The sequence below is a fragment of the Streptomyces sp. NPDC048291 genome, assembly GCF_043201715.1.
GTDB lineage: Bacteria > Actinomycetota > Actinomycetes > Streptomycetales > Streptomycetaceae > Streptomyces.
The window spans coordinates 20,666-36,546 of record NZ_JBICZC010000031.1 but is presented as its reverse complement, the minus strand read 5'-3'; the positions used below and the strand labels follow the sequence as shown (position 1 = coordinate 36,546).

Genomic DNA, 15,881 nt, shown 5'->3' with positions numbered 1-15,881 from the left:
ATACCACGGCCCGCGCCGGTGACCAGTGCGACCTTACCGCTGAGCTTTCCCATGATCTCGAAACCAATCTTGCGATGGACCAGCGATCACCGAAACGACCGCTCCGTACACAGCGCCCCAGGACTGAGAAGAGAGTTCTCCCGGCCGGTTCGCCGACCGTTCTCAGGACCGCTGAATCCCACGCTAACACAAGTGCAGGAAATGCTTCATTTCCTCTTCAGGGGGCATCCCACCAGGCCTTATGCCACACAAGCCCTCAGTCCTGTAACACTTGAGAGCGGTTTGATCGCTATAGGTCACCACTCCGGCGTCAGCCAAGGCACACTCGGCGGTGACTCTCCAGCCGGTGGCGACCCGCTGCGGGCGGAGCCAGCTGTGTTCGAGGCGGCTTCCGCCCTGGCCGTCCCGCGCCTGACCGGCACACTCGCCCAGGACGGGACGCAGGCCCTGGGCGTGCTCCGCTCGGATCGTGCCGAAGTGCACGCATGGGTCTAGCAGCTGGCCAGGCATCGAGCGCCGGACGCCGGCGGACGAGTGACCGTCGGCATCGGCGGTGTCCTCGTGATCGCGCACTTCGAGAGACAGGACGCCACGGCGACCTGGAAGAAGATCTTCGGCCACCACCCTTTGACAGGCTTCATCGGCCATGGCCGGGGCGGGTCCGGGGAGCCGGTGGCGGGTCTGATGCGGCCCGGCGATGCGGGCTCCGACACCACAATCGATCATGTCGAGCGCTGAAAACGGTCGCCGTCCGGTCAACAGCACCGTCGTGGCCGTACTCGGTCTCGACGAAGGCGGCGAGGACCCGGCCCGCGTCCAGGACAGGGATGTGTTCGTTGACTCACGACGAGATCCATGTCGCGGTCGACAAAGACGGTGGTTCCTTCGGCTCGCGTGGCCCTCGATGCAGGCGAGTTCGGCGGTCGCCTGGCCGCCTCGGATGTCAGATACCTCCGGCTCGGACCAGGCCTGTCTCGTAGGCGACGACGAGTTGGGCGCGGTCTCGGGCACCGAGTTTCAGTATGGCCCGATTGGCGTGGGTCCTGACCGTGAGCGGACTGATGAAGAGCCGTTCGGCGATCTCGTCATTGGACAATCCGGTCGCCACGAGGACTACGACCTCCCGTTCTCTTGGGGTCGATGAGCTTCTGCGTCGCGGCAGGGGACAGGAGGGCTTCTCCGGCTGCGACCACCCGGATCGCGTCAAGCAGTTCAGCAGGGTCGATGCCCTTGCCCAGGAAGCCGCTGGCACCGGCATGCAGCGCCTCGAAGATGAACTCGTCGTCTTCGAAGGTCGTCAGGACCAGGATTCCGACCCCCGCCAGATCGTCGTCCTCACCAATGAGCCGGGTGGCGGCGATACCGTCGAGTTCGGGCATCCGGATGTCCATCAGGACCAGGTCCACGCGTTGAGTGCGGGCCAGTTCCACGGCTTCGCGTCCGGTGGACGCCTCCGCTACGACCTCCATGTCCGGTTCGTTGTCGATCAGCAGCCTGAAGGTGCCGCGGAGCAGTGCCTGGTCGTCGGCGAGCAGCACACGAATGGTCATCGATTGTCTTTCGGGCGGGATGGAAACGGGAGTTCGGCGTGGACGCGGAAACCTCCCTGTGGGCAGGGGCCCGCAGTGAGGGTGCCGCCGAAGGCTGCGGCACGCTCGTGCATGCCGATCAGCCCGTGGCCGGTGCCGAGGCCAGGCGGTGCGGTGCCGCTGCCGTCATCAGCCACGGTGATCTCCAGCATCTCCGTGCCGTAGGCAAGCGTGACGCTGGCGGTCGCGGTCCCCGCGTGCTTGTGGGTGTTGGTCAGGGCCTCCTGAACAATGCGGTAGGCCGCCAGACCGGCGGCCGACGCGAGTGGCCTCCGGTCTCCGGTGCGGGTCACCTCCACCGTCATGCCGGCCCGGCGAAAGCTCTCGACCAAGCTGTCCAGGTCGTCCAGGTCCGGGACCGGAGTCAGGGAGAGCGGCGCATCGTCGGGCTGGCGCAGCAGCCCGACCGTGGAGCGGAGTTCTTCCAGAGCGACATGACTGGTCTCCTTGATGTCGCCCAGCGCCCGATAGGCCTTCTCCGCGTCTGTTCGCACCAGGTACTGGGCCACACCCGCCTGGGCGTTCACGAGGGTGATGTGGTGGGCCACGACATCATGCAGTTCGCGGGCGATACGGATGCGTTCCTCTGTGACGCGGCGGCGGGCCTCCTCTTCCCGGGTCCGTTCGGCGCGCACGGCCCGTCGTTCCGCCGCGGCCAGCTGGGCACGGCGGCTGCGTACGGCGTCTCCGACTGCTGTGACCAGGATCAGCACGTCGAATCGCACCAGGGCTTGGACGGACACAGCGGTCTCGCCGCTCACCCTCAGACCGCAGACCGCGATGATCACAGCCACCACGCTCCCGGTGAGCCAGGCCGTACGCCGAGGGCGCAGGGAGGCCACTGTGTATACCGCGACCAGGCTCGCCCCTGGAATCATCGTGGTGTTCTTTGCGACAAGTTCGGCGACGAGTTCGGTAGCGACAACCACGGCTGCCACGGCAAACGGCGCCCGGCTGCGGAACACCAACGGGAGGCAGGCCAGGGCGACCCAGCCGACCGCCCCTGGCCTCGGCCACGACCAGCCGGCGTCCGTGACGGCGGTCGCGGCCAGTGCCACAAGGAGGACCAGCACCGCAGGGACGGTGTCCCTGGCCCGATCATGGGCGGCGAGCCAACGCTGCGCACGATTCAACATCCCTCGCGCTCTTTCACCGTAGGCGGGCGTGCGAGGCGATGATCTCGTCTTGGCGCCCGCCCGCATCCTTACTCATGTGCCTGTGGACATGTGCTGTTCAGAGCCAATCGGTGCCTCCCACTCCCCTTCGCCCACGACCTGCGGATCACCGAGAGCACTGGGAGCGGCTTCCGGCGGGCCCTTGTCCAGCCATCGAGGCAACTTCCAATGGGAGAGGCCGAGTTGGTGCACCAGGGCCGGTACAAGGACCATGCGTACAACGAGGCGTCCGGGAGAACAGGCCACGGCCGAATTCGGTGTTGATGCTCCGACCGCCCAGAGGGAGGAACCGGAGGCCGCGATGGCGATGGCGGCGAGAGCGCCTCGGCCCGTCTCCGCCTGGCCAACTCCGAGGACGCAGCGGTTGTCGCTGTAGTGAGTCCGTTCCTCGACGGGCTGGAGAACAGGCCACCGGCACTCCATCGGCCTTCGCGGAGATGAGGGCAACGGCGAAGGCTGACCCGAACGCGTAACAGGCTGCATCACGGCCGCGCCGGGGGCTGTGGCGAGCGGTCGTATCCCGGCTCCAGACGAGATGGACCGCCCTCGGCAACCGCAGGCAGACCGGCGGGGTGTCCCCCGGAGTCGCTCTTCCTCTCGCACAACAGAGCTGCGAGCACAGCGAGTCCGCATCCTGCCACATTCGGGAAAGCAGCGCCGTACGCCGATACCAGCGCCCCACCGAGAACTGTGCCCAGTACGTTTCCCACCAACAGGATGCTGCCCACCCAGCCGAAGACCTCCGCAGCGCTGCCTTCCGGCGCCCTCTCGGACAGCCATTCGAACAGTGTCGACAGGGTCGGAGCGACCGCAAAGCCCGAGCAGAAGAAGATGACCGCCAGTACGGCCGTGTTGGGAGCCAGTGGCAGGGCTGCCAGCCCTGCCGCCACGTAAAGGATCAGATACCGAAGCCGCACTCTGCGGCCTCTGCGCAGGCCGTGAGCCACCCCTCCCAGAAGCGATCCGAAGCTCCCGCACGAGAGCACGAGTCCGGCTCCCGCCGATGCGTGCTGACCGCTTACGAGGGCCACCACGCCGACGACCTGTGCCCCCAGCGCGCAGGTGAGCAGGGCACCAGCTGTGCACAGGCGAGGAAGCCCCAGGCCCCGGAGGGGCAGTTCGCCCTTGACGCGCGGCGTGGTCGACCGTCCGGCTTCGGCGTTGCGGTCCCGCACGTAGGCAAGAGTCCCGGCGAGTACGAGACCTCCGCATGCCGCTACGGCCAGCCTCGGCCCGCCGACTGCGGCAAGCGCAGCCGTGGCCGTGGGGCCGAGAACCAGGACGAGTTCCTGTGCCGTCGCGTCGACGGCGAAGAAGGTTCTCCTCAGTTCTGCGGGCAGGAGGGCCGGCAAGGCGGCGCGGACCGCCGAGAGCATCGGCGGTGTGCACAAGCCTGCCAGAAAGGAGAGGCACACGAGCAGTTCCGGACGCGGCGGTGTCACCGCGAAGACCGCCATGGTCACCGCGTACGACACGGCGGTCCAGGCGAGCACGCCGCGTCGGCCGTGCGTGTCGGCCAGCCGGCTCAGCAGCGGACCGGAGATGAAACTGCCGGCCGCATTGGCTGCGGAGACGATGCTGTACACCGTGTAGCTGGCGTGCTGCGTCGTGAGCAGGAGGAGCGCCAGCCCGGTCATGCCCTGGTTGAACCGCCCCACGATTGAAGTGGCGAGCAGCCAGGAAACCGAGGGCACACGCAGAAGTTCCCGGTAGGCAGAGGCGACCGGCACCGCTAGTCACGCCCTGCTTCGGCAGTCTCGTCCGCGAGCCGGAAGGCCTGGTCCGGGGCAGCGCGTCCGCCTGCGGGCAGACGGACGGGGACAGTCACGACCATGCAAGTCTCCAGATGGCTCAGCACTTGGCGACCGGGGCCGAACCAGACGTTGTGGAGGCTCTGCTCGGGGCTACCCGCACTCGCGACGAACAAGCCGCGAGGGGACCGGCGATATCACGTACAACGTTGTACACACCGGAGGGTAAAGAGGTGTCCCTACCGAAGTCAAGAGCCCGCAGGACGTGTGGACAGGCCGTTTCGGCGTGTCCCGAATCCGCCGTACCGGACTGAGCCACGCCGAGCGCACGCAGGAGACATCGCCGGGAAAACCGACGGAGGCCCGTCCGCGAAGAACGCGTGGGACTCACCTGCCCGGAGCAAGCAGCTCCCGGCCCGGCGGTCCGCAGGAATCTCGTCCGACGGGAGCGCCGGCGGTCTGCTCCGCCGTCAGTGGTGCCCGGTTGCGGCACATTCGGCGGGACCCTCCGCAACATCCGCGTACTTGGATCCGATCCGGTATTCACCGGGCGTGGCCACTGTCAGCGTCGTGAATTCGCCGTCACGGCTGAGGCAGCCGCCGTCCACGTGCAACCAGGGCGAATACACGACTCGGAGGCTCACCGAGCCAGGTGTCGGCACTCTCAGGTCCACTTCGGCACTCGTCATGCGGATGATCCGGGCGGCCCCGGAGACCATCGGGGTCGCGTTCAGGACCCGGAAGACCTGCCAGTAGGCGTCGTGCCACACGGGGCGCAACCAGTGCGGCGGAGCCTCCCGCAGGAGACGGGCTTCCTGTCTGGCGTACCGGTCCGGCTCTGTGGCCGGCAGGGCGATGAGGCCGACGGCCCAACGGTGCAGCCAGGAACGGTAGGCCGTCGCCGAGAAGGAGCCGTCGTAGAAGAGGCGCCCGCGCCGCATGTCCAGTTGGGTGTTCCAGCCCCGGGCCAGCGTGACATGTGCGGCGAGTACGGACGCCTCGCGGTGGTCCTGCGCCGGAACGGCTTCCACGCGAGTGCGGTCGGCTCCGAGATCCTCAAGAGCCTGGATCACACCGTCGGTGTGGCTGGCCCAGGCCGGTACGGGATCTCCTCCCATACGGCTGACGACCATCCCCGGCACCACCCAGCAGATCGACAGCACCACCCCCACGATCAGGGCCAGGCGTCGCACCCGGGCCCGGCTCGGCGTGGCGGACCACGCTGCGAACAGGACGGGCGCGGCAAAGATCCAGGCGAGCCGCTCCACGTTCGTACCGATGGGCGAGGGGATGAGATACACGAGTACGGCCCCCGCCACGTACAGCAAACCTGTCCACCGGACCACTCGCCAGGATGTGGGGGCCAGTACGGTGACCGCAAGGCCGAGCAGCACCGGTGCCAGCAGCCGCAAAAACGGCATCGGCTGCTGTCCGTAGTAGGGGAAGAAGAGAGTCGTGGCGGCGACAACGGCCACCGGCGGCGCGAGGAGAGCGACAGCCCTTCCCCAGTCCCGTACGGCAAGGTACGCAGCCCCCACGACGACCAGGAACAATCCGGCGACCGGGCTCGACATTGCCGCCGTTGCCGCACACGCGCTCGCAGGGAGAACACCTCTGTGCCGGGTCACAAGCACGCAGGCAGCGAGCCCTATCGCGACGCCGAGCGCGAATGTCGTTCGTCCCGCCGCGACATCGCACCACAACATCAGCGCGGCGACCAGAGCCGCGCCCAGCGGCCGCCGCGCTCCGCAGCGCAGCAGAAGGACAGCGGTCAGCCACGTGGCCGCCAGTCCGGAGACGACGCTCACCACACGCACCCCGAGACCCGCCATCAGGTACGGGGAAAGCACGCTGTAATTGACGACGTGCGCGCCACCGAACCAGGAGAGGTTGTAGGCCGATCCGCCGTCTCGTGCGACGAACTGCGCCCAGGCCTCTTGCGCGGCAAGGTCGCCGCCACCAGTGGCAAGCCAGATCCACCACACCACGTACAGCGGCAGTACGGCCAGGGTGGCGAACAGCGGAGTACGGTGGTGCCGCCAGCGGGCGGCCCGGGGGGCCACGGGTATGGGGTGCTTGGCAGCGGGCTCGGCAAAGGCAGTTGCTTGGGTCACGGGAATCCTGCTGGAACTCGGCGGGTCGGTCGCAGCAAGCTTCGGTTCTGTGCCCAAGCCCCCACTTCGGCCGATAGGCCATGACCAGGCCGGTCCCTCGGGCTGCGGCTCGGCCGTTCGGCCGATTCCGGGGCCGGCGGGAGCCGTCCATGCTTGACGATCGGTGCGTCATGGGAGTGTCTACTGGCAGCGGACTGAGGATCCGACCGCCGCCGGCCCCCATACGACGCTCACGGCCACGAGGCCCTCCCGCGTCGTCCGGGGCAGATACCTCGGGGCATCGCATGGAGCTCCCGGCTCCAGGGCCGCGATCGCGTGCCGGAAGGCGCCGGCGCCGAGCCGGCTCCTCCGGGAGCGCCGGCCGAAACCGGCCGCGGACTCCGCGAGCACCGCGGACGGGCTGAGCGGAAGGTCCACGACCGTGAGCACGAAGGCGGCACTGCTCCGGGGGCGCCGACGGTGCAGCTGATCAGCGTCCAGGTGTAATAAAACGCCGACCAGTACGAGCGGTGCCGGACGGTGACGACATCCAGGCCGGCCCTCTCCGCCTGCTGGGCGATTCACGGCGGCTGCCCTGGTCCGCCCGCGCAGGATCGACACCGGCTGCGCCTGCTCCCGGAAAGGCATCCGTTTGTAGGACTGTGACGGGACTCGGTGCCAAGACTCCGCGCGAGGACATCCGTCCTAGTACTGCAACGGTGCTTGCCGTGACCGCTGGCCAGGTCGGTCGTTGGTGTGGTTATGGGTGGGGACCTTGCTGATGTCAGGTTGTGGGCGGGTGAACTGGCCGCTCTGCACGAGCGGTTCGTGCACCGTTTCAACAGGTCGGAGCCGCGGGAGTCGGCTCTTGCCTACATGCGGGGGCTGATTGCTCCGCTGGAACGCAAGAACGGCTGGACGCTGGCCGAGGAGGCCGGTCATGACGGTCCGGACCGGATCCAGCGGATGCTGAACCGGATCGAGTGGGACGCGGATGAGGTCCTGGACGACGTGCGTGACTACGTGGTGGAACACCTCGGTGATCGGGAGGCCGTGCTGATCGTCGACGACACCGGTTTCCTGAAGAAGGGCGTCCGGTCGGCCGGGGTGCAAAGGCAGTACTCCGGAACCGCCGGCCGCACCGAGAACTGCCAGGTCGGCGTGTTCCTCGCCTACGCCACCGGCCGCGGCCGCACGCTGATCGACCGCCGGCTGTATCTGCCCACGTCCTGGACGGACGACCGCCCGCGCTGCCGACGGGCCGGTATCGGTGACGAGGTCGCGTTCGAAACGAAGGTGGCCATGGCCAAGGCGATGGTCCGCAAGGCCATCGCGGACCGGATTCCGTTCGGCTGGGTGACCGCGGACGCCGCCTACGGCTTCAGCAAGGGCTGGCGCTTCGAGCTCGAACAGGCAGACGTCTTCCACGTCATGGCCACAACGAGGCACGACACGGTCGTCACCCGATGGGCCCTCGACCACCCCGTCCAGGACCTGTTTCCCGGCCTGCCACGGCAGAAGTGGAAGCGCCGTTCCTGCGGCGAGGGCGCCCACGGCCGGCGGGTCTATGACTGGGCCCGTGTCGAGGTGAGGCCCTGGCACCGCGAGGACCGCCGGCACTGGGTGATCGCCCGCCGCAGCGTCAGCCGACCCGAGGAGGTCTCCTACTACATCGCCTACCTCCCCGCCGGCACCACCCTGGACGAGCTGATCCGCGTCGCGGGGAGCCGGTGGGCTGTTGAGGAATGCTTCCAGAGCGCGAAGCAGGAGTGCGGCCTGGACGACTACCAGGTCCGCCGCTACCCCGGCTGGCACCGCCACATCACCCTGGCCATGGCCGCCCACGCCTGCCTCACCGTCCTGCGGGCTCGGGAGCTGGACACGGAGAAAGCAGAAACGGATCCTCCCAGCTCATCCACCTCAGCCTCGCCGAGATCCGGCGCCTGATCACGCGCCTGACCAGCCGCAGGCCCGTGGCCGTCGAGCACATCTTGCACTGGTCGAGCTGGCGTCGACGACGCCAACACCAGGCCCGCATCAGCCACTACAAACGACGCGGACACAGCCCCTGACCTGGCCAGCAGTCACAACAAGCACCGTTGCAGTACTAGGGGTCTCGGGCTCGCTGCCACCGCGGGTGCAGCACCTGCCCCGGCTCCGGCAGGCGTTGCACCTCCGTTCTCGACGGCGACTCCCCGGACTTCGCCGACAGCGGGAGCCGCCGGCGACGACACGAATGGCCCTGCGGATCTTGTCCGCCGGGATACCAGAGTCGTGCGGAACCCAGTGGTGGCACCGAGGGTCAGCTTCGTACGTCGTATCCTATGAGCTCTACCAGGGAGGGCTGCGTCTGCCGGGCAGGGCCGAAGCGGCGGCGCAGGGACGCTACCGCTTCCAGGCCGGCCAGGGTCACCTGGGGCGGGGTCCGCAGACCGGCGGGGCCGAGGAGGCCGGGGACCGCGGCCCTGGCTCCGGCCGTGTCCCAGCCATGACGTACGAGGGCCCGCTCGATGCCTGCGGCGCCGGAGGCGAGAAGTTCCTGCGTGCTTGCGCGGCAGACCGCGAGATAGGAGCGGATGTGCGGGTCCGCCGCCCGGTCCCGGGGCACGACAGCCACGACGGTGAGCAGGTGGGGGGACACGTCCAGGTGGCCGCCGACGCGGGTGAATCCCCGGTTGGCGGCGAGGACGTCGAAGGGCGGATGAAGAGTTGTCCCGTCCACCGCGCCGCCGAGAAGTCCCTGATGGCGCTGGAGAGTGCCGCCCACCGCGACCAGCTGGCCGTCCGTGACGGGGATGCCCGCGACATCGGCGAGCACGGCGCGCAGGACGAAGGCGAAGGCGCTGCCCGGGTTGTCGACCGCCCACCGGTCGTCCGGGGCCGGCTCCTTGCGGGAGCGGTAGACAGCGAGTTCACCGATGCCTTCGGCCCTTACCGCCACGGGGTCTCTCGTGCGTGATCTCAGGAGATGGTCGGGGGACGTGTGGAGCACGTCGAAGCTGCCGTCGTCCCAGCCGGCGTTCTGTTCGTCGGAGGAGACCACCTCGACCAGTCGGACGTCCAGGCCTGCCCGTGCGAAGTGGCCGGAGTCGAGAGCGTGGTAGAGATGCACGTCACCGGCACCGGGGAAGACTGCCACGGTCAGTGTGCTCGTCATGGCATCAGGGACAGGCCGAGCTGGCGGGCGAGGTTGACCTCGTCGCACAGGAACCAGCCTTCGCGGATCCGGCCGTCGGCGTCGAAGCGGACGAACCCGACCTCCGTGTACTCCAGGCGCTTCCCGGTCGGCGGCGCGCCGAGGAAGTCGCCGGTGTGTACCGCGCTGATGCGCCAGCGGGCCCAGACGGTGTCCCCTTCACCGCCGATGGCCTCGATGGTGCGCTGCTGGCCGGAGAAGGTCTCGGTCATGTGTTTCCAGCCGGTGATGAACCGCTCGTACACGCTGCCCGACTGCGGGTACGGGGGGCGGTTCCGGGAGATCATCAGAGCTGCGGTGCCGGCCCGCGCGGTGATGAAGTCGGGGGCGAAGATCTCCTCGACGAGGTCCAGGCGCCCCTTCACGATCACCTCCTCCTGAAGGCGGAGGAAGGCGGCCTTGTTGCGTTCGACGACGTCGTGGTCGGGTGAGGTCATGTCGTGCTCCTGGTCTGTTCGGCGGTGGCCGCCGGGGGGCGGCGGGTGGCGAGGGTGACGAGGGCGGCCGCGGCGGCGAGGCCGAGGGCGGCCAGGCCCGCAGCGATGCCTGCGAGGTCCCAGCCGATCAGGTGGTCGAGGGAGTAACGGCCCGGTCCGGTGAACGCGGATGCCCAGGCCGCGAGGCACAGGGTGAGCGGGAACTCGGCTCCGCCGGTGTTGGCGAACCAGCCGCGCTTGCCGGCGACCGTGCCGACGGCGACCATCAGGGTGCCGATGACCACGGCCGATCCGAGCGGAGTGCACAGGCCCAGGACGAGCAGCAGTCCGCCGCCGAACTCGCACAGGCCGCTCAGCACGGCGTGCGCCCGCGGGGGCCGCAACCCGAGGCCGGCGAAGTAGGCCTCGGTGCGGTCGAGGCCGGGGCCGTCGAACCAGCCGAAAAGCTTCTGCAGGCCGTGCGGGGCGAGGATGAGCCCGCAGGACAGACGCAGGACGAGGAGTCCCACGTCCAGGTCCGCGTTCATGACCGGTCCCCGGTGATGTCCCGGTAGACGGGCACGACCTTGTCGACGAAGCGCCGCATGGAGCCCATCACCGTGTCCTGGTCCATGAAACCCCAGCTGAACCAGAGCATCAGGTGGCCTAGTCCGATGCGCTGGTAGGCGGCGAGCTGTTCGGCGACGCGTTCGGGGCCGCCGTAGATGACGGCCCGCTCCAGGTAGTCGTCCTTCTCGTGCATCATGCCGGAGCCCTTCTCCGCGGCGGACCGGGCGGCCTGGGCGACCCCGGCCTCGGCCCGGTCGGCGGAGCGCGAGTAGTTCGCCGCCTCGATGTAGGAGTCGACGAGCGGCTCGACCTCGGCGCGGGCGGTGGCGTCGTCCTCGGCCACATGGATCATCTTGGCCAGCCCGGTCCAGTGCAGGCAGCGCCCGACGTGCTCGTCGTCGTATCCCGCACTGGTCAACGCATCGGTGTAGATGCGCAGTTGGCGTTCGGCGTGCTCGGGGCCGAAGCGGCCCATGAGCAGGGCCAGGCCTTCCTTGCCGGTGGCGACGGTGCTCTCCTCGGACAGCGCGGCGCGGGCCAGCAGCGGGCCGCCGTGCGTGTGGGGCGCGGGCATGACGCGGGCGTGCACGGTGCCGGCGTCGTGCGGGGTGTTCCAGTCCAGGGGTGGGTCGCCCATGCGCATCGCCCAGGCCTGCCGGGCCAGGTCGAGGTGCCGGGAGAGGGCGGCGTGCCGCGTCCCGAGCGGCCGGCCCATGCCGTCGAACTCGATGGAGGAACCGCCTGCTCCTATGCCCACGACGAGGCGTCCGCCGGTGAGCTGGTCGAGCAGGTTGACCTGTTCGGCGAAGCGCATGGGGTGGTGCAGCGGAAGCGTGGCGACGGTGAGCACCACCCATGCCTGCCGCAGTCTGGCCGCGAGGTGCGAGCCGAAGAGGAAGGGATCGGCGTAGGTGTTGTAGTTGCTGAAGTGGTGTTCGGTCAGGCAGATCGACCGGAAGCCGTTGCGGTCGGCGTACTCCGCGGCCTCGATGGTGTCGCGGATGATGCGGGCGTCGTGCTCGGGCCCGGGTGTCTGCGGGTTGAGGTAGAGCGAGAAGTCCATGCCGGGGAACGGCCTTTCGGCTGGATGGCGGGTACGACGTCAGGAAGTGGGGGCGGCGCTGGACCGGAACGTGCCCAGTCTCGGTTCGGAGGCGAGTTGGCCGACGCCGTGGGCCATGGTCCAGAACGCCTTGACGCCTGCTTCGTCGTCGGTGTCGAGGCTGCCGTAGCGCAGGTCGGAAGTGGACCACCACCACGTCAGATAGTCCGCGTCACCGGCGTTGCCGCCGGCGACGGAATCAGCCACCTGCTGTTTGTGGTTGCGCGCGTAGGCTGTGCTCTCCCCCTTGGCCTTGACGACCTTGCGCAGCTCGCCGGCACGTGACTTCTCCACGTCGGGGTAGGTGACCAGCACGGTCTGGACGGGGTCGGCACCGGTGAGGGCCCGCGCCTCCTTGCTGACGTGCAGTACCGGGCGCTGGTGCGCGTCGTGCTCGGCGAGGTAGCGGGGCCGGTTGAGCTCGACGGCCGCGTCCAGCGCGCCCTTGCTCATCAGGGTCAGGGTGGAATCCGGCGGGGTGACCTGCAGCCTGACGTCTGCGCCCTGCTCCTTGGCCTGGAGTCCGTAGGCCTTGTCCAGCACGTAGCGCAGCTGGATCGTGGAACTGCCGGTGGGCGCGCTGATGGCCACGGTCCTGGCCTTGAGGTCTTTCGGGCTCTTGATGTCCGAGGCGGACGCGACATCGACGACGGTCGCGTCCCGGTCCTGGACACCGGCGCTGAGGATGCGGGTGCGCAGTCCCTTGTCCGCGGCGAGCGCGACCGCGACGGGTGAGGTCTCGACGATTGCGTACTGCCGTGACTGGTAGGCCTGCTGGGCGGTCTGGGTCGGCACGTAGGTGACCTTGACCTTGAGGCCTCCCAGGTCGACCTTGTCGTGCTCGATGGCCCAGAAGGCCATGTGCCGCGTGGGGTCGTCCAGTACCGCGACCGTGATCGCCGAGCCGCCGGCGGCTGGGGCTCCGCCGGGGCCGCACGCGGTCAGGAGTCCTGCGGAGACGGCGAGTGCGGCGGCGCCGACCGGCACGGTGCGCGAGAGGCGCGCTCCTGAGGTTCGCATGATGACGTCCTTGTCATGGGGTGCAAAGGGTTCAGCGCGCGGAGGTCCCGCTGGTCCGGTAGCGCAGGAGCCGGTTCTCCAGTGGTTGCAACAGGAGCTTGTCCACGGCGTGGACGATGATGATCAAGGTGAGGATCGACGCATAGAGCGTGCTGGAGTCGAACTGTTCGCGCGCGTTGTTGAGCAGATAACCCAGCCCTGTCGAGGCGCCGAAGATCTCGGCGACGATCGCGACCTTCCAGGCTGCTCCGTACGACAGGCGCAGGGCGGTGAACAGGTAGGGCCCGAGATAGGGGCCGACGACCTTCACCAGCACTCTCCGGTTGCTGCGGGTGAAGCTCTGGGCCATCTCCATCGTTTCGGCGTCGAGTGCCTTCAGTCCCTCCCACACCGTGATCGCGGTGAAGGGCAGGATGATCGCGACTTCCACGAAGATGACCGCGCCGGTGGACACGCCGAGCCAGTACATGCCCACGATCGCCCATCCGATGCTGGGGAACGCGTTGACGAAGGGCAGCAGCCGGTCCACCAGCAGGCCCTGGAGCAGTTGCACGTACCGGGCGGTGACGGCAAGCGCGGTGCCGATCACGAGCGCGATGAGAACGGAGGCTCCCACCCGCACGAACGAGATGTAGGTGTTGCGGTAGTAGTCGCTGTCACCGGCGACGAGGTCCCAGGTCCGCGCGAGCACGGCGACCGGGCTGGGGACGATGTATTCGGGCTGGTAGCGTGAAGCGATCCACCAGGCCAGCAGTACGAGGACCGGCACGCCGTTGGTGATCAGGAAATTGGCGGTACGCCATGCCCTGCCGGGCCGGGAGGCCGACGCGGGACCGGGAACCGTCCGGGCGGGCGTGGGCCGCCGACGGCGCCGCTGCGACGGTGGAGCGGTGGTCGTCGTCATCGGGTCACTTCTCCTCGGCCGTGCCGTCGCCCTCGGGCGGCCCGTCGTCCGTGGAGGGGGCATCCAGGCCGAGGGCGGTGCGCATCCGCAGCCGCAGTTCGCGCAGGGCGGGGTCGTGATCGAGGTCGCGGGGCCGTTGGGCGGGCAGTGTCATCTCGCTGACGATGCGCGTCGGTTTCCCGGAGAAGATCAGCACCCGGTCCGCGAGGGCCAGCGCGTCGTCCATGTCGTGCGTGACGAACAGGACGGTCTTGCCGGTCCTCTCCCGCACAGCGTGTATCTCGCTGCGCAGCCGTTTGCGGGTGGACACGTCCAGGGCGGACAGCGGCTCGTCCATCAGGATGATGCGCGGATCGAGTGCGAGGGCGCGGGCGATGGCGACCCGCTGCCGTTCGCCGCCGCTGAGTGCGCCGGGATACTTGTGCAGGTCGTCGGCCAGTCCGGTGAGTTCCAGCTGCTTCAGTGCCTTGTCACGGCGGGTGCCACGGTCGCCGGACGAACCGCGCAGTTCCATGCCGAGCATGACGTTCGACAGCACGTCGCGCCATGGGACCAGCCTGGGCTGCTGGAAGACGTAGGCGAGGTCCGACCACGTCTCCTCGGGTGAGCGGCCGGCCACCCGGATCCGGCCGGCGTCCGGCCGGAGCAGGCCGCCCAGCAGTCGCAAAGTGGTGGACTTGCCGCAGCCGCTGGGGCCGAGCAGGCAGACGAACTCCCCTTCCTCGACAGTGAAGTGAAGGTCGTCGAGGACCGTCTCGCCAGCGAAGGCCGTCCGCACGCCGACGAACTCGACGGCGGGGTGGGTGGGTGTGCCATCAGAGGGCGCGTCAGATCCGGTGTCCGGCCGGGGCGCCCGGACGGAATCGGGCGGGTCGGCAAAAGGGCGTGATCCAGTGGGAAGCACGGGCATGCGACCTCCTTGAGTGCCTCGGCACGACGCTCCACGCCGTCGAGGCAGGCGCGCCCGCCTCGACGGCGGCTCAGCAGAACGGGGTCCGACGGGCAACGGGCTCGACAGCGGCGGTGTCCTGGTGGGCCCACCCGGGCTGCCGGGTGCGCCTCATGCTCCAAGCCACTTAATTAGTGTGTACACATTGACCGTTCTCTCGTCCACCCCTCGATCAGCGATTCTTTGTTTTCGCTGATAGGCGGCGAAAAGGCATGCAAAAGGTGCGCGCGAGCAGCCCAAAGCCAGGATTCATCTGTACACACCTTTGTCGCGACAGGAGCATGATCACCACGCCGGTCGCCAGCCCGGAACGCGCATGCTCCCCCGCCGGCGCCCCCCGGCGGAGTCGTGTGCAGCCGGCCCCCGACACCCGACCCGGGTCGGCTCGCCACCGCTCAGACGTGAAGTAAAAATATACTTACCTGCTTGCCGGGTCAACTGCTTTCATGGGGTGCCGACGGCCTGCAGCACGCCGCCCCTATGAGCCCGAAGGAAGTTGAGACGCATGGCGAGAGACGCCGATGTGACCCGGCAGCGGATCATGAAAGCCGCCCTGGAGGAGTTCTCCGGCAAGGGCCGCGCCGGGGCTCGGGTCGAATCGATCGCCCGGCAGGCCGGAGTCAGCGTCCGCATGCTGTACGTCCACTTCGGCAGCAAGGACGGGCTGTACGAGACGGTGCTCCGTGAGCACATCGCGCGGCGCACCGAGGAACTGTCGGACATATCGGTTCCGTTGACCGACTTCATCCCCCGGCACTTCACAGGTCTGCGACAGAACGAGACTTTCGTCCGGCTCGCCATGTGGGAGGGGCTGGCCTCCTCAGGGGCCCAGCCTCCGAGGAGCGAGGAGGAGCGGAGCCTGAGGTACTCGGAGATCCTCAGCTACCTGATCACACGCCAGGCCGCGGGCGATCTCGATCCGTCACTCGACACGGAGATGACTCTGCTTGCCGTGATCGCGCTGGCGTCCTTCCCGTCCGCATTCGGGCAGCTCGTTCACATGGCGACAGGCCTGCGCGCCGACGATCCCGTGTTCATCGAGCGCTACGAGACCTTCCTCCGCGGCCTGGCGAACCGGCTGGCACCCCCGGCCCCGCCGGACCAGGGGTGAGACGG

13 protein-coding genes and 1 pseudogene are annotated in these 15,881 nt (G+C 68.6%); 3 read left to right on the top strand and 11 right to left on the bottom strand.

Annotation, left to right across the window (positions count from 1 at the left end):
* Positions 1-534 precede the first annotated feature (534 nt).
* Complete coding sequence (locus tag ACGF5O_RS48470) at positions 535-738, top strand: hypothetical protein (protein WP_393816365.1); 204 nt, start codon at positions 535-537, stop codon at positions 736-738.
* Between the two features lie 205 nt (positions 739-943).
* Here the strand turns inward: ACGF5O_RS48470 and ACGF5O_RS48465 are convergent.
* The 4 genes and pseudogenes from ACGF5O_RS48465 to ACGF5O_RS48450 form a co-directional block, all read right to left on the bottom strand.
* Positions 944-1,550: pseudogene (locus ACGF5O_RS48465) on the bottom strand (response regulator).
* Positions 1,547-2,377, bottom strand: coding sequence for a sensor histidine kinase (locus ACGF5O_RS48460; RefSeq protein WP_393816364.1), 831 nt, complete (start codon positions 2,375-2,377; stop codon positions 1,547-1,549). The pseudogene ACGF5O_RS48465 and the gene ACGF5O_RS48460 overlap by 4 nt, the downstream one beginning before the upstream one ends.
* An 869-nt stretch (positions 2,378-3,246) precedes the next feature.
* Entirely contained in the window at positions 3,247-4,458 is a 1,212-nt protein-coding gene (locus ACGF5O_RS48455; RefSeq protein WP_393816363.1) for an MFS transporter, read from the bottom strand.
* 527 nt (positions 4,459-4,985) lie between these two features.
* Positions 4,986-6,629, bottom strand: coding sequence for a hypothetical protein (locus ACGF5O_RS48450; protein WP_393816362.1), 1,644 nt, complete (start codon positions 6,627-6,629; stop codon positions 4,986-4,988).
* A 741-nt stretch (positions 6,630-7,370) separates the two neighbouring features.
* Here ACGF5O_RS48450 and ACGF5O_RS48445 point away from each other — a divergent pair.
* Positions 7,371-8,555, top strand: coding sequence for an IS701 family transposase (locus ACGF5O_RS48445; protein ID WP_393816361.1), 1,185 nt, complete (start codon positions 7,371-7,373; stop codon positions 8,553-8,555).
* Positions 8,556-8,910: 355 nt separating this feature from the next.
* Here the strand turns inward: ACGF5O_RS48445 and ACGF5O_RS48440 are convergent, their stop codons facing one another.
* Genes ACGF5O_RS48440 through ACGF5O_RS48410 form a run of 7 tightly spaced genes read right to left on the bottom strand, consistent with a single transcriptional unit; the run spans position 8,911 to position 14,594 of the window.
* Positions 8,911-9,765 carry a hypothetical protein gene (locus ACGF5O_RS48440; RefSeq protein ID WP_393816360.1) on the bottom strand — a complete coding sequence of 285 codons (855 nt, stop codon included), beginning with the start codon at positions 9,763-9,765 and terminating at the stop codon, positions 8,911-8,913.
* Positions 9,762-10,241 carry an ester cyclase gene (locus tag ACGF5O_RS48435; RefSeq protein WP_393816359.1) on the bottom strand — a complete coding sequence of 160 codons (480 nt, stop codon included), beginning with the start codon at positions 10,239-10,241 and terminating at the stop codon, positions 9,762-9,764. Before ACGF5O_RS48435 ends, ACGF5O_RS48440 begins: the two co-directional genes overlap by 4 nt.
* Positions 10,238-10,768, bottom strand: a complete 531-nt coding sequence (locus ACGF5O_RS48430) for a DoxX family protein (protein ID WP_393816358.1) — start codon at positions 10,766-10,768, stop codon at positions 10,238-10,240. The genes ACGF5O_RS48435 and ACGF5O_RS48430 overlap by 4 nt, the downstream gene beginning before the upstream one ends.
* Entirely contained in the window at positions 10,765-11,853 is a 1,089-nt protein-coding gene (locus ACGF5O_RS48425) for an LLM class flavin-dependent oxidoreductase (protein WP_393816357.1), read from the bottom strand. The genes ACGF5O_RS48430 and ACGF5O_RS48425 overlap by 4 nt, the downstream gene beginning before the upstream one ends.
* Positions 11,854-11,892: 39 nt before the next feature.
* Entirely contained in the window at positions 11,893-12,912 is a 1,020-nt protein-coding gene (locus ACGF5O_RS48420; protein ID WP_393816356.1) for an ABC transporter substrate-binding protein, read from the bottom strand.
* A gap of 31 nt (positions 12,913-12,943) precedes the next feature.
* On the bottom strand, positions 12,944-13,816 hold the full coding sequence (locus ACGF5O_RS48415; protein WP_393816355.1) for an ABC transporter permease: 873 nt from the start codon (positions 13,814-13,816) through the stop codon (positions 12,944-12,946).
* Between the two features lie 4 nt (positions 13,817-13,820).
* On the bottom strand, positions 13,821-14,594 hold the full coding sequence (locus tag ACGF5O_RS48410) for an ABC transporter ATP-binding protein (protein ID WP_393816354.1): 774 nt from the start codon (positions 14,592-14,594) through the stop codon (positions 13,821-13,823).
* 676 nt (positions 14,595-15,270) lie between these two features.
* Between ACGF5O_RS48410 and ACGF5O_RS48405 the strand changes: the two genes are divergently transcribed.
* Entirely contained in the window at positions 15,271-15,876 is a 606-nt protein-coding gene (locus ACGF5O_RS48405) for a TetR/AcrR family transcriptional regulator (protein WP_393816353.1), read from the top strand.
* The last annotated feature ends 5 nt before the right edge of the window (positions 15,877-15,881 follow it).